This is a genomic window from Leisingera sp. ANG1, assembly GCF_000203975.2.
Lineage (GTDB): Bacteria > Pseudomonadota > Alphaproteobacteria > Rhodobacterales > Rhodobacteraceae > Leisingera.
The window spans coordinates 22,117-35,110 of sequence record NZ_AFCF02000006.1; the positions used below are offsets into that span (position 1 = coordinate 22,117).

General features: G+C 63.0%; 15 protein-coding genes. 10 read left to right on the forward strand and 5 right to left on the reverse strand.

What is annotated here, in order from left to right:
- Positions 1-242: 242 nt before the first annotated feature.
- The 3 genes from GC1_RS09475 to GC1_RS09485 all read right to left on the reverse strand — a co-directional run bounded on the left by GC1_RS09475 (position 243) and on the right by GC1_RS09485 (position 3,292).
- Entirely contained in the window at positions 243-1,781 is a 1,539-nt protein-coding gene (locus GC1_RS09475; RefSeq protein ID WP_019297980.1) for a tripartite tricarboxylate transporter permease, read from the reverse strand.
- Between the two features lie 12 nt (positions 1,782-1,793).
- The gene (locus GC1_RS09480; protein ID WP_019297981.1) at positions 1,794-2,225 is read right to left on the reverse strand and encodes a tripartite tricarboxylate transporter TctB family protein; all 432 of its coding nucleotides are present in this window, start codon (positions 2,223-2,225) and stop codon (positions 1,794-1,796) included.
- An 89-nt stretch (positions 2,226-2,314) separates the two neighbouring features.
- On the reverse strand, positions 2,315-3,292 hold the full coding sequence (locus GC1_RS09485; protein WP_019297982.1) for a Bug family tripartite tricarboxylate transporter substrate binding protein: 978 nt from the start codon (positions 3,290-3,292) through the stop codon (positions 2,315-2,317).
- A gap of 156 nt (positions 3,293-3,448) precedes the next feature.
- Here GC1_RS09485 and GC1_RS09490 point away from each other — a divergent pair, with 156 nt between their 5' ends.
- The 8 genes from GC1_RS09490 (at position 3,449) to rplP (ending at position 9,491) form a co-directional block, all read left to right on the forward strand.
- Positions 3,449-4,120, forward strand: a complete 672-nt coding sequence (locus tag GC1_RS09490) for a response regulator transcription factor (protein WP_019297983.1) — start codon at positions 3,449-3,451, stop codon at positions 4,118-4,120.
- Positions 4,113-5,501 carry a sensor histidine kinase gene (locus GC1_RS09495; protein ID WP_019297984.1) on the forward strand — a complete coding sequence of 463 codons (1,389 nt, stop codon included), beginning with the start codon at positions 4,113-4,115 and terminating at the stop codon, positions 5,499-5,501. The genes GC1_RS09490 and GC1_RS09495 overlap by 8 nt, the downstream gene beginning before the upstream one ends.
- The gene (locus GC1_RS09500) at positions 5,498-6,538 is read left to right on the forward strand and encodes an ABC transporter substrate-binding protein (protein ID WP_019297985.1); all 1,041 of its coding nucleotides are present in this window, start codon (positions 5,498-5,500) and stop codon (positions 6,536-6,538) included. The genes GC1_RS09495 and GC1_RS09500 overlap by 4 nt, the downstream gene beginning before the upstream one ends.
- Positions 6,539-6,846: 308 nt before the next feature.
- A complete protein-coding gene (gene rplB, locus GC1_RS09505; RefSeq protein WP_019297986.1) occupies positions 6,847-7,689 on the forward strand; it encodes a 50S ribosomal protein L2 in 843 nt (280 codons plus the stop codon).
- Between the two features lie 3 nt (positions 7,690-7,692).
- Positions 7,693-7,971 (forward strand): 30S ribosomal protein S19, encoded by a 279-nt coding sequence (gene rpsS, locus GC1_RS09510; protein WP_008554066.1) that lies wholly within the window; start codon positions 7,693-7,695, stop codon positions 7,969-7,971.
- Positions 7,972-7,974: 3 nt separating this feature from the next.
- Positions 7,975-8,355: a 50S ribosomal protein L22 gene (gene rplV / locus GC1_RS09515; protein ID WP_008557868.1), complete on the forward strand. Its 381-nt coding sequence runs from the start codon at positions 7,975-7,977 to the stop codon at positions 8,353-8,355.
- Positions 8,355-9,065 (forward strand): 30S ribosomal protein S3, encoded by a 711-nt coding sequence (gene rpsC / locus GC1_RS09520; RefSeq protein WP_019297987.1) that lies wholly within the window; start codon positions 8,355-8,357, stop codon positions 9,063-9,065. Before rplV ends, rpsC begins: the two co-directional genes overlap by 1 nt.
- A 12-nt stretch (positions 9,066-9,077) precedes the next feature.
- Positions 9,078-9,491, forward strand: a complete 414-nt coding sequence (rplP, locus tag GC1_RS09525; protein ID WP_019297988.1) for a 50S ribosomal protein L16 — start codon at positions 9,078-9,080, stop codon at positions 9,489-9,491.
- A gap of 88 nt (positions 9,492-9,579) precedes the next feature.
- On the opposite strand, the gene GC1_RS21915 is transcribed toward rplP, so the two are convergent.
- Together GC1_RS21915 and GC1_RS09535 are read right to left on the reverse strand one after the other, a co-directional pair.
- A complete protein-coding gene (locus GC1_RS21915; protein ID WP_082020127.1) occupies positions 9,580-10,818 on the reverse strand; it encodes an adenylate/guanylate cyclase domain-containing protein in 1,239 nt (412 codons plus the stop codon).
- 128 nt (positions 10,819-10,946) lie between these two features.
- Positions 10,947-11,711 (reverse strand): hypothetical protein, encoded by a 765-nt coding sequence (locus tag GC1_RS09535; protein WP_019297990.1) that lies wholly within the window; start codon positions 11,709-11,711, stop codon positions 10,947-10,949.
- Between the two features lie 207 nt (positions 11,712-11,918).
- Between GC1_RS09535 and GC1_RS09540 the strand changes: the two genes are divergently transcribed.
- Positions 11,919-12,539: a 2OG-Fe(II) oxygenase family protein gene (locus GC1_RS09540; RefSeq protein ID WP_019297991.1), complete on the forward strand. Its 621-nt coding sequence runs from the start codon at positions 11,919-11,921 to the stop codon at positions 12,537-12,539.
- A 42-nt stretch (positions 12,540-12,581) separates the two neighbouring features.
- On the forward strand, positions 12,582-12,944 hold the full coding sequence (locus GC1_RS09545; RefSeq protein ID WP_019297992.1) for a hypothetical protein: 363 nt from the start codon (positions 12,582-12,584) through the stop codon (positions 12,942-12,944).
- The last annotated feature ends 50 nt before the right edge of the window (positions 12,945-12,994 follow it).

The window sequence follows — 12,994 nt, forward strand, 5'->3', positions numbered from 1 at the left end:
ATCCTTTCTGTTTCAGATACAGTTGGCGCCAAGCTAATCGTCATGGGGGCGTTTGACCGCATCAACCTGCCGCGGTTTCTGAACTGTTTCCTCAGGCTTGTGCCGTTTCGTTCCCATTCTCGGTCCTCCGTTTTCCTAAACATAACCGCGGACCAGTTTAGGTGGGGCATTCCAGCCTAGCGGCAAAAACACCGCTGAAACCCGCCAGTCCGGACCTGTGCCCGGACTGGCAGCGGAGGCAGTCAGTCGCTGACTGCCCCTTTCTCGTCGCGGCGCTGATGCATCCTGGCCTTCAACCTGGCGCCGACAATCACCGGCAGCACGAAGCCGATTATGGCAACCGTCCAAAGCGCGATGGACAGCGGGCTGTCAGCAAGGGTCCACCAGTTGCCGTTGTCGATTGTGACTGCACGGCGCAGGTTGTTCTCCATCGCGTTGCCCAAGAGCGTCCCCAGAATGACCGGCACAAGCGGCACGTCCAGCTTGCGCAGTGCCCAGCCCATGACCCCGAAGCCGATCATCACCAAGAGGTCGAAGGTGCTGCCGGAAATGCCGTAGATGCCGACAAAGCTGACCATCGCCACGATCGGCATCAGGATGCGCGAGGGGATCATCAGCACGCGGGTGAACAGGCCGACCATCGGGATATTCATCGCCAGAAGCATGAAGTTGGCGATGAACAGTGCTGCGATCAGGCCCCAGACCACGTCCGGGTTCTGGCTGAACAGCAGCGGGCCCGGCGTGATATTGAGCGCCAGCAGCACCGCCAGCAGCACCGCGGTTGTGCCCGATCCCGGCACCCCCAGTGCCAGCATCGGCACCAGGGCACCGCCAGCCGCGGCATTGTTGCCGGCTTCGGGCGCCGCCACGCCGCGCGGGTCGCCGGTGCCGAAGGTGCCTTCCTTGTCGACCAGCTTTTTCTCCATCGAATAGGAGATGAACGACCCCAGCGAGGCTCCGGCACCCGGCAATACGCCTGCGATAAATCCCAAAAAGGAGGTCCGCAGCATGGTCGGAGTGGTCTGGCGGATCATCGACACCGGCGGATAAAGCTTGCCGATGGTCAGCTTGCGCCCCGCGGCATCGGAGCCGCCGTGCCGGGTTTCCAAAAAGATGAAGACCTCGGACAGGGCAAACAGGCCGACGATGGCGACCAGGAAATCCAGCCCGTCATAGAGATGCACCTCACCGAAAGTGAAGCGCGGCACGCCGGTCTGGGTATCAACACCAATGGTCGCTAGTCCAAGGCCCAGCGCCGCGGCAAAGGCGGATTTCGCCTGGTTGGTCGACGACACGCCGCCCAGCGTCATGAAGGCCAGCGCAAACAGGGCGAAATATTCCGCGGGGCCGAACAGCAGGGCGATCTTGACCAGCTGCGGCGCCAGCAGGATCAGACCCCAGGTGGCTAGGAAGGCGCCGACAAAGGACGCGATGCCCGATAGCGACAGAGCCTCGCCCGCCAGACCCTTCTTGGCCATCGGGTGGCCGTCCAGGCAGGTCATCATGGCGGGTTCGTCCCCGGGAATGTTCAGCAGAATCGAACTGATGCGCCCGCCGTACATGGCGCCGTAATAGACACTGGTCAGCAAGATCAGCGAGGGCGTCGCCCCCAGCCCCATGGTAAAGGCCAGCGGGATCAGGATGGCGACCCCGTTCGACGGTCCCAGCCCGGGCAGCGCGCCCATGATGGTGCCCAGGAAGCAGCCCAGCAGCGCCAGGCCGATGTTCTGCCAGCTGAGCGCGATGGCAAAACCGTCGCCAAGATTTGCGAGAAGCTCCATGCTGCGCCCTCCTCAGAAGCCAAAGGGACCCTTGGCCAGCGACAGGCCGAGGATCAGGTGAAAGGTGACATAGATGCCGATGGAAGTGCCGGCGCCCACGGCCACTGTTTCCAGCGGTCCCGACCCCAGCCGCCAGGCCAGATAGGCGGCGGCGAAGGCGGTAGCGATGACAAAGCCGGCAACCGGCAGCATTTCGGCGTAAAGGATCAGCACCACAACAGCGGCGGCCAGTTCCGCCAGCCGTCCCAGTGCGGGCCAATGCGGCTCCGGGTCCGGGCGCAGCGCAATCACCGCGCCCGAGAGGCCGAGGATGGCAGCAATGATCAGGGGAAAGGCCTTGGGGCCGACGGCATCGGAGAGAAAGCTTTCCTCGATCGCAAGCGCGGCAAAGACATAGCCGGCAGCAAGGATCATGCCGAAGACCCCGAAGATACGATCGCTCATGGCGGTCTCCAGTTCAGGTGTTTGGCGGGGCCGCCCGCAGAGGGAACCGCAGGATTGCGCGGCCTCCCCCGGGACTAACCCCGAAAAGGTTACTTGATGATGCCGATGTCCTTGGAAATCGACTGGATCTGCGCGACCGAACCAGCCACGAATTCCTGGAACGCAGCCCCTTGCAGGTCCAGCGGCGCCAGGCCGTTGGCGGCCATTACCTCTTTCCACTCGTCGGAGGCATATAGGTCGCCGATCTTCGACACCCAGGCGTCATAGGCCTCGTCCGACATGCCGCCCGGCGCATAGAAACCGCGCCAGTTGGCGCCAATGGCATCCACCCCCTGTTCCTTGGCGGTCGGGAAGTCCGCGAATTCGCCCGGCAGCCGCTCCGGCGACAGCACCGCGATCACCTTGATATCGCCAGAATCCACAAAGCCCTTGGCTTCGGAGATGTCGCCGGTGAAGGCCTGCACGGAGCCTGCCAGCAGCTGGGTCACAGCCTCTCCGCCGCCGTCAAAGGCAATGTACTTGACGCTGCGCACGTCCTCGATGCCATAGGCGCTGGCCGCGATCAGGACCTTCAGGTGGTCCCAGCCGCCAACCGCGGAGCCGCCCGCGACGGAGACCGAGGACGGATCGGCCTTGATGGTGTCCAACAGCTGCGGCAGCGTTTCGACCTCACTGTCAGCGGACACTGCGATCACGCCGTAGTCCGCCCCGATGGCCGCCAGCCAGCGCACCTGGTCCATGCTGTTGCCCGGATAGGCGCCCTGTGCCAGGCGGGTTGCGGTGGCGCTGGAGGCGGCAACAATCAGGCTGTTGTCGTCCGCGCGCTTGTTGACCACCTCGGCAAAGGCCACGCCGCCGCCGCCGCCGGCCAGGTTCACGACCTGCATGGTCTTATCGATCAGCCCCAAATCCTGCAGCGATTTTCCAACCTGGCGGCAGGTGAAGTCCCAGCCGCCGCCAGGGTTGGCTGGGGCGATACATTCGGGGTTTTCCTGTGCCTGGGCCGCAAAAGCGGACAGCGACAGGGCGGCAGCGGCAAACAGGCCGCGGGTGACAGTGAATTTCATGCGTTCCTCCTCAGGTCGTGGCCGGCGCACTCCCAAGCGCCGGAGATCACCCGCAACAATTCGCTTTGGCAGCTCTGTTTCTGCGGGTTAGACATGTTTACCCATTAAAGCTGTCACCAACCTGTCGCCGGTTTCAGCAAAGCGGAGCGCCATTGAATGCGGGTCTTGATGGTCGAGGATGCAGAGGATCTGGCCGAGGGGGTGACCGCCCACCTGGCCCGTTCGGGAATTGCCTGTGATCTGGCGCCGGACATCGAAAGCGCCCGCGACTGCCGGGCCGTGCAGGCCTATGACGCGGTGATCCTGGACATCAACCTGCCGGATGGCTCCGGCCTGTCATTGCTGCGCGAGATGCGCCTGGCGGGTGATCCGGCGCCAGTGCTGATGCTGACCGCGCTGACCTCAGTCGACGATCGGGTGGCGGCACTGGACCAGGGGGCGGATGACTATCTGGGCAAACCCTTCGACCAGCGCGAGCTGGAGGCGCGGCTTCGGGCGCTGGTGCGGCGGCAGATGGAGCGCAAGGATGAGCAGATCACCCTCGGCTCGCTGGTTTTTGCCCCGAGCGACCGCAGCGCCCGGCTCGACGGGCGTCTGCTGGAGCTGACCCGGCGCGAGGCGGCGCTCTTGGACATGCTGATCCGCCACCAGGACCGGTACTTGTCCAAGTCCCGGCTTTATGACTCGCTCTACGGCTTTGATGATGCCGATGTCGGCGAAAACGCGATTGAGCTCTACATCGCCCGCCTGCGCAAGAAGATTGCGGGCAGCGATGTCAGCATCGCAACCCAGCGGGGGGTCGGTTACCGGCTGCATCTCAATGGCTGAGCCGCGCCCGCCGCTGACTCTGGCGGCCAGGGTGCTGGGGGCGGTGCTGCTGATCCTGCTGCTCGGCGGGGTGCTGGTCTCCGGTTCCGCCTGGCTGAATGGCCAGCAGGCCGCGCGGCAGGCCTATGACCGGATTCTGCTGGGCGCGGCAAACGACATCGCGGAATCTGTCCGCATCCAGGCAGGCACCCCCATCGCGGATCTGCCGGTCTCTGCCTTCCAGCTGCTTGCCCAGGCACCCGAGGACCGCATCTATTACGCGGTGCATGGACCCGGGCAGGTTTTCATCACCGGTGTCGATCCCCAGACAGAAATACATGCGCCGGAGGGCGGCGGCGGGGCAGGGTACTTCGAGGCCCTGCTGAATGATGAACCCGCGCGGTTTGTCCGCGTCACCCGCCGTTTTGCGGAACGTGACTTCTCCGGTCCGGTTGAGGTTGTGGTTGGCCAGACCCTGCGGGCGCGCAGAGCGATGACCGCGGATCTGATGCTGGATGCCTTATGGCCGATGGCGGCGGCAGGTCTGGTGCTTCTGGTGATGGCCTGGGTGGTCATCCGGACTGCCCTGCGCCCGCTCGATGCCATCACCGCGGATCTCGCCCGCCGTGACCCCTACGACCTGACCCCGATTGCAACCGGCCGCCTGCCGCGGGAACTGCAGGTTGTGCTGGGCGCCATGAACCGCTTCATGGGCCGGCTGGACGGCCAGGTTGAGGCGATGCGCAACCTGATTTCCGACACCGCGCATCAGCTGCGCACTCCGGTTGCTGCAATCCGCGTGCAGGCGGAAACCGCCATTGCAGAACCCGGCGGGGATGCCAGCCGCCGCGCCCTTGACCGGCTGCTGGCCCGCACCCGCTCGCTGGGCACCCTGCTGGATCAGCTTCTCAGCCGTGCGCTTGTGGTCCACCGCACTGACAGCGCCCCGCGCCTGCCCGTCGACCTGCGCGAGGTGGCACTGGAAATCATGGAGCGTGACGACCACGCACTGCTGGCGCCCGGCACCGACCTGCGGCTGGAAATCGGCGAGGATCCCGTGATGGTGCGCGCCGATGCATTCTCTCTTGGCGAGGCGGCCGGCAACCTTCTTGGCAATGCACTCAGGCACGGCACACCCCCCGTGGCCATCGGCGCAGAACGGCGCGGCGGCGATGCCATCCTGTGGGTGCGCGATGCAGGCCCCGGCCCGGTGCCTGCGGTGATGGCGCAGCTCGGCAGCCGCTTCAACCGCAGTGCCGGAACCCAGGAGAACAGCACTGGCATCGGCCTGTCGATTGTGGCCTCCGTGGCAGCGGCCTTTCGCGGCCGGGTGGAGATGACGCAGGAGGAGGAGGGCTTCCGTGCCGCCTTGGTCCTGCCCGCCGCGCAGGAGGGGGCATGATGCGGATCCGGCACCTGCTGCTGATACTTGCCACCCTGCTTCCTGCCGCCGCCGCCGCGCAGGAGGCAACCCATCGGTACGGCAGCGGCCCGGTGCCCTTCCTGCTGCGCTCCACCACTGACAACAGCATTATCCAGCCCGTGATGGAGCGCTTTGCCGAGCGGCATCCGCAGCTGGCGATCACCTACGAGCAATGGGGCTCCAACGCGCTCTTTGCCCAAAGCCGCGCCGATTGCCGGGTCGGCAGCCCGCCTGCCGACGCGGTGCTGTCCTCGGCGGTGCAGCAGATGGTCTGGCTGGTCAATGCCGCCTGTGCCCATCCGCACCGCTCGCCCGCGGCGCTGGCGTTGCCGCCGTCGCGGCGCTGGCGCAATGAACTGTGGGGGGTCACCACCGAACCCGCGGTGATCGTCTATAACAAGCAGATGCTGGACGGCGCTGATGTGCCGCGCAGCCGCTTTGCGCTGCTGGATGCGCTGCGGGCCAAACCCGGTCTCTACCGCGGCAGGATCGCCACCTATGACATCGCCGCCTCCGGACTTGGCTACCTGTTCGCCTACAGCGACAGCCTGGAGGCAACAACATTCGGCGCTTTGCTGGAAGGTTTTGCCAGGGTCGATGCCGTTGCCACCTGCTGCTCTGCCGAAATCATCGCCGGCGTGGCAGAGGGCCGTTTCCTGATCGCTTACAACGTGCTGGGCTCCTACGTTGCAAATGCCTCCGCGCCCGAGGTTGGAACCATCCTGCCGGAGGACTACACCCTTGTGCTGTCCCGCGCCTACATGATCCCGGCAGAGGCGCGGCAAAAAGCAGCCGCAGCGGATCTTCTTGATTTCCTCCTCAGCCCGGAAGCGCAAGAGCTGCTGGCCGAGGCGGGCCTCGTCACCGAGATTGCCGCAGCGGACTCCGGCCTGGCTCCCAGTGCCAGGCGGTCCATTCCTCTTGCGCCTTCGCTGCTGGTTGCGCTTGATCCCAACAGGCGGGCGCTGCTGCTCAAATTCTGGAGCGACACCTTTGGTAGCGGCGGCGGGCCCTGAGCGCGCCCCTTTGCTGCCAGCGCGGTGCTTTCAGGCGGGTTCCTGGAGGCCCGCCAACGCTGCAACCGGTGCCACCGGGGCATTTGCCAGCTGGCTGAAACTCTGTCATTGCCACCTCCCGGCGACTCTGCTAAACGCCATCCATCCTGAAGACCCCGGATTCGTTTCCGGGGTCGTTATGTTTGTCAGGACACACGAACTCGGGGACCTTCGGGGCCCTATAACACAGGCACCTACGGGGGCCTTCAACATAGCTGGGCCAAAGACAAGAACCTAAGGCCTGGCACGCTAAACGGAAGACAGAAAGCATGGCACTCAAGTCGTATAAACCGACGACGCCGGGCCAGCGTGGGCTGGTTCTGATCGACCGTTCGGAGCTTTGGAAAGGGCGTCCGGTCAAGTCTCTCACTGAGGGTCTGACCAAATCGGGCGGCCGGAACAACACCGGACGGATCACTGCACGCCGCCGTGGCGGCGGCGCAAAGCGCCTCTACCGGATCGTTGACTTCAAACGGAACAAATTTGATGTAGCGGCCACCGTTGAGCGGATCGAATACGACCCGAACCGGACCGCATTCATCGCGCTGATCAAATACGAAGACGGCGAACAAGCTTACATCCTGGCGCCTCAGCGTCTGGCTGTTGGCGACAAGGTTGTCGCGTCTGCAAAAGCCGACATCAAGCCGGGCAACGCAATGCCGTTCTCGGGCATGCCGATCGGTACCATCGTTCACAACATCGAAATGAAGCCCGGCAAAGGCGGCCAGATCGCCCGTGCAGCCGGTACCTACGCTCAGTTCGTTGGCCGTGACGGCGGTTACGCTCAGATCCGCCTGTCCTCGGGCGAACTGCGCCTGGTCCGTCAGGAATGCATGGCCACCGTCGGTGCCGTGTCGAATCCGGACAACTCGAACCAGAACTTCGGTAAAGCCGGCCGTATGCGCCACAAGGGCAAGCGTCCTTCCGTGCGTGGTGTCGTCATGAACCCGATCGACCACCCCCACGGCGGTGGTGAAGGCCGGACCTCCGGTGGCCGCCACCCGGTGACCCCCTGGGGCAAACCGACCAAGGGCAAACGGACCCGCAACAAAAACAAGGCGTCGCAGAAGCTCATCGTCCGCTCGCGCCACGCCAAGAAGAAAGGCCGCTAATCCATGGCACGTTCCGTATGGAAAGGCCCCTTCGTTGATGCTTACGTCCTGAAAAAGGCCGAAGCAGCGCGTGAATCGGGCCGCAATGAAGTGATCAAGATCTGGTCGCGCCGTTCCACCATCCTGCCGCAGTTCGTCGGCCTGACCTTTGGTGTGTACAACGGCCAGAAGCATATCCCCGTCAACGTCTCGGAAGACATGATCGGTCAGAAGTTCGGTGAATACTCGCCGACCCGCACCTATTATGGCCACGCCGCAGACAAAAAAGCGAAGCGGAAGTAAGTCATGGGCAAGGAAAAGAACCCCCGCCGCGTGGCAGACAACGAAGCAATGGCAAAACTGCGCATGCTCCGTACCTCCCCGCAGAAACTGAACCTGGTGGCTCAGATGATCCGCGGCAAGAAAGTTGAGAAGGCCCTGACCGACCTGACTTTCTCCAACAAGCGGATCGCGCAGGACGTGAAGAAATGCCTTCAGTCCGCCATCGCGAATGCTGAAAACAACCACAACCTGGACGTCGATGAACTGATCGTCGCCGAGGCATGGGTTGGCAAGAACCTGACCATGAAGCGCGGCCGTCCGCGTGCCCGTGGCCGGTTCGGCAAAATCCTGAAGCCGTTCGCGGAGATCACCATCAAGGTGCGTCAAGTTGAGGAGCAAGCCTAATGGGTCAGAAAGTCAATCCGATCGGCATGCGCCTTCAGGTCAACCGCACCTGGGACAGCCGCTGGTACGCCGACACCAAAGACTACGGTGATCTGCTGCTCGAGGACCTGAAAATCCGCGAGTTCATCAAGGAAGAATGCAAGCAGGCTGGCATTGCGCGCGTCATCATCGAGCGCCCGCACAAGAAATGCCGCGTGACCATTCACACCGCCCGTCCGGGCGTCATCATCGGCAAGAAAGGCGCGGACATCGAAGTCCTGCGCAAGAAGATTGCCAAGATGACCGACTCCGAGCTGCACCTCAACATCGTTGAAGTGCGCAAGCCGGAACTGGACGCTCAGCTGGTCGGCGAGTCCATCGCTCAGCAGCTGGAGCGCCGTGTGTCCTTCCGCCGTGCCATGAAACGGGCCGTGCAGAACGCTATGCGCATGGGCGCCCTGGGTATCCGGGTGAACGTCGCTGGCCGTCTGGGCGGTGCGGAAATCGCGCGTACCGAATGGTACCGTGAGGGCCGCGTGCCGCTGCACACCCTGCGTGCCGACATCGATTACGCACACTCCGAAGCGATGACCCCCTACGGGATCATCGGGATCAAGGTCTGGATCTTCAAAGGCGAGATCATGGAGCACGATCCTTCGGCGCGTGACCGTAAAGCACAAGAAATCCAGGACGGCCCTGCACCCCGTGGTGCTGGTGGCGGCCGTCGCTAAGGAGGATTTGAGATGCTTCAGCCAAAGCGCACTAAATTCCGCAAAATGCACAAGGGCCGGATCCACGGCCTGGCAAAAGGCGGTTCCGACCTGAACTTCGGCACCTATGGCCTGAAGGCAACCCAGCCTGAGCGTGTGACTGCACGCCAGATCGAAGCTGCCCGCCGTGCCATGACCCGCCACATGAAGCGTCAGGGCCGTGTTTGGATCCGTATCTTCCCGGACACTCCGGTGACCTCGAAGCCGACCGAAGTCCGTATGGGTAAAGGTAAAGGCTCCGTGGACTACTGGGCAGCCAAGGTTAAGCCTGGCCGCGTGATGTTCGAGATCGACGGCGTCAGCGATGAAATCGCACGCGAGGCCCTGCGCCTGGCGGCGATGAAGCTGCCGGTCAAGACCCGCGTCGTGGTCCGCGAAGACTGGTAAGCGGCTGGGGGAAACCCCGTTCGTGAACGTTTGACCCCCGCCGGGACACCGGCGGGGGTTTTCCTTTGTTGTGCGCCTGCACTGCCAGTCAGGGCGCAAAGCCTCTGGACACTGTATATGTCCGCATCCGGCCCTTGCCCTTGATCTCCACATCGCCCAGCGGGTCGATCTGCACCTCATCCCCAAGATGGCCCCGGGTTGCTTCGGTGATCTGGACGATGCCCGGCCGGCCATGCGACTCCATGCGCGAGGCCACGTTCACGGTGTCCCCCCACAGATCATAGGCGAACTTCCGTTCCCCGATCACGCCGGCCACGACTGGCCCCGAACTGATGCCGATGCGCATGCTGAACGGGAACTGGCCGGACTCGTTTATCTCTTGCGCCGCGTCAATCATGTCCAGCGCCAGTGACACCATGGCCTGGGCGTGATCTTCGCGCGGTTCGGGCAGGCCTGCAACCACCATATAGGCGTCCCCGATCGTCTTGATCTTCTCGCAGCCGTGCTTCTCGACCAGTGTATCGAAACGCGAAAACGCTGCATTCAGGGTTTGCACAATCTCGGGCGGAGTCAGCCTGCCGGAGGTTTCCGTGAAGTTCACGATATCGGCAAACAGCACTGATACGCTTGGGTGTTCATCGGCAATCAGATGCGGGTCGTCCTTCAGGCGCGCGGCTATCGGCTCGGGCAGAATGTTCAGCAAGAGATTTTCGGCGCGCTGGTATTCCTTTTCCATTTCCCTTTCTGCCCGGGTGGCGGCAGTTGCGTAGAGGGCGGCAAACACGCCAAGCATTGGAATGATCGGCGCTGTGTTGAAGACAAAAAAGAACAGGGTCCACCCGTGCGTGAGCGGCCGCACCGGGGCTGACAAGGTGCCATAAACCCCCATTGCAACAAAGGCCATGGCGCAGAGTGCGCTCAAAAGCAGCCGCGTGAGCGGTTGTCCGTAAGGCAGCATGGGAAACAGCAGTATGGGTATGAATAAGTAGCTCAGGAAAAACGGCGCCAGCCCCATGTAGTAGGTGCAAAATGCTGCATGAGCGGGGATTTCGCACAGGAACGTCAGCAGGGTCGGCCATTTGATGTCCCGCAGGGTCAGGGCAGCCCAGCACCCGAACCCAATGAGCACGGTAGAGAATATGTTGAAAACGGCCATCACCGGCTGGTCTGCATACCAGAACAGAAAAATGAACGATCCGTGGGAAAACAGGCCAATCGGAAATCCGGCTCTGGCCAGCCCGTATGCGCGCCGCATTTCGCTGGAAGAACCGGGCGGTGCCCTGTTTATCCAGCCAATTAATGCCGCTCGCCGTGTCTGGCTCACCATTTCCGGAACCCCCGCCGGGTTCCATATTCGGGCGCGGGGGGCCGGCCTGTCAACTTTACCGGCTGTTGACTATGCGCCCTCTCCGCTGTGTTAGGCGGTGGAAAGCAATTCCACCGCAGCGCCGCCGCTCAGGCCGGGGCGGCAGAATTCAGCGGCCCGGTAGCGGCCCGGCAAGCCGCGGCAGGCGGTTCAAGGCCGGCGTCTGCAGCGGGGCTCAGCCTTTGTGTTTCCTGCGAGAATACGGCCTCGGTTTCCCCTTCGAAGCAGCTTTGAATGCAGCGGTGCAGCTCGCCCTGTTCCTTGAGGTTCGCTGCCAGCCTGTGGCCGGCATCAGGGAAGACCCAGTGGTGAATGTTGCTGGCTTTCGGGAACAGCTGCGCGTGCTTGCCGTCCACTCCCTTGCCGGCGGAGAAGATGAAATATTCGGTTTCCGGCGCGAAATAGTGGCTGGCGGGCTTCATCGGAAAACTCTTGATTGAGTTCGAGTACATCCGCCAGCGCGTGTCATGTGGCTCGGCCTCCGGGTCGACCGTCAGCTGCGGCACAAAGGAGACTGACCGGGAGATCGGCAAATATGCGCCCGCTACGATAGCCAGATAACCGCCCATGCTGTTGCCGATCGAATACAGCGTGCTGCCCTCAGCCGCCTGCCTGACCGCAGCAGTCAGCACATCCCAATCCAGCCGGTTCCCCCACGACCGGGTCTTGTCATAGCAAAAGACCGTATTGCCGAATTCGCGGCCGATGCCGGCAAACTCCGGTGTTTGCACGTCAATCAGGTCCATCTTTTGGCCAATGCCCGGAAACGACAGCAGCACGCGGCTGCCGGCAGGGGCAGGCTGCGGCTTCAGGGCTTCGACCCGCAGGAACTTGTTTTCGTAGATGATGTGCATATGCCGGTGCCTTCGCTTCTGCGGTTTTGCGGGGATCTTGCACCAGGGCGGGTTAACTTGCGGTAAGCCGAACCTGAGGATGTGCGTGAGGCCCGCAAACCGGACAGGTCCGCGCAGGCTTGTTGCAGGGACCTGCGGGCGCAAAATTGCAGTGGCGTCCTGCTTCGGGCTCTCGCACTGGCCGGCAGGCTGCGCTAAGACGCTGGCATGGCCCAGATTGAATCGCTCTTCGTGACCCGCCTCTACCGCGCGCAACTGTCCGAATACGGACCATCGATTGACGCGCAGGAACTGGAAAACTCCTGCCTTGTCATCGCCGGCGATGATGATGCCGGACAGGACTGGTGCGAGGACAACGGCTATCCCGGCTATACCTCCTATGCATCGCTCACCGATCTGCCCTGGCGGTTCCCGATCTTTGCCGATCTGGTGAAGTCGCTGGACCAGCATGTGGCGGCCTTTGTCCAGGATCTGGAGTTCGATCTGGACGGGCGCGCGCTGAAGCTGGAGGATCTCTGGATCAATATCTTGCCCGAGGGCGGCACCCACTCCAGCCACCTGCACCCGCATTCGGTGATCTCCGGCACCACCTATGTGTCGATGCCCGACGGCGCCTCGGCTCTCAAGCTGGAGGACCCGCGCTCGGCCCGGATGATGGCGGCGCCCACCCGCACCAAACAGGCCCGGCGCGAGCTGCAGCCCTTCATCTACATGAAGCCGGAGGTCGGCGACGTCCTCTTGTGGGAAAGCTGGCTGCGCCACGAGGTGCCGATGAATATGGCCGAGGACGAACGGATATCGGTGAGCTTCAATTACAAGTGGGAGTGATTTACGCTCCCTCGCGGTTCACCTGCAGACTGGGCATTGCCAATGTATGACCATGCGCCGATCCCGGTCCGGGAGGGTGAGCAGATTGTTCACGCTGTCCATGCGCGCATCGCACCCACGCTGACCGAGGTTGTTATCATCGTTCTTTGCGCCCCGGTTGCTCTGGTGATCTGGCTGTTCGTTCACCGGGCTTTTCGCTCAGCCACCTACGTGATCACCACGCAGCGTGTGCTGGTGGTGGAAAGGCGGGGCGCTTGCAGTGAGGTCGCCATCAAAGACATCCAGCGTCTCAGGACGTTCCGCGGCGCCATGATGATCCATGCGGCAGAGACCCGCCTCTGGCTCCCCCGGCTCCCGGACGGCTGGCAGTTCGAAACCATCCTCAACAGGGTGCGGCAATTGTAAAAGCCCCGGAACTCGCCTAGCTTCCCGAAGCAGCTCTGCGGGAGGTATAG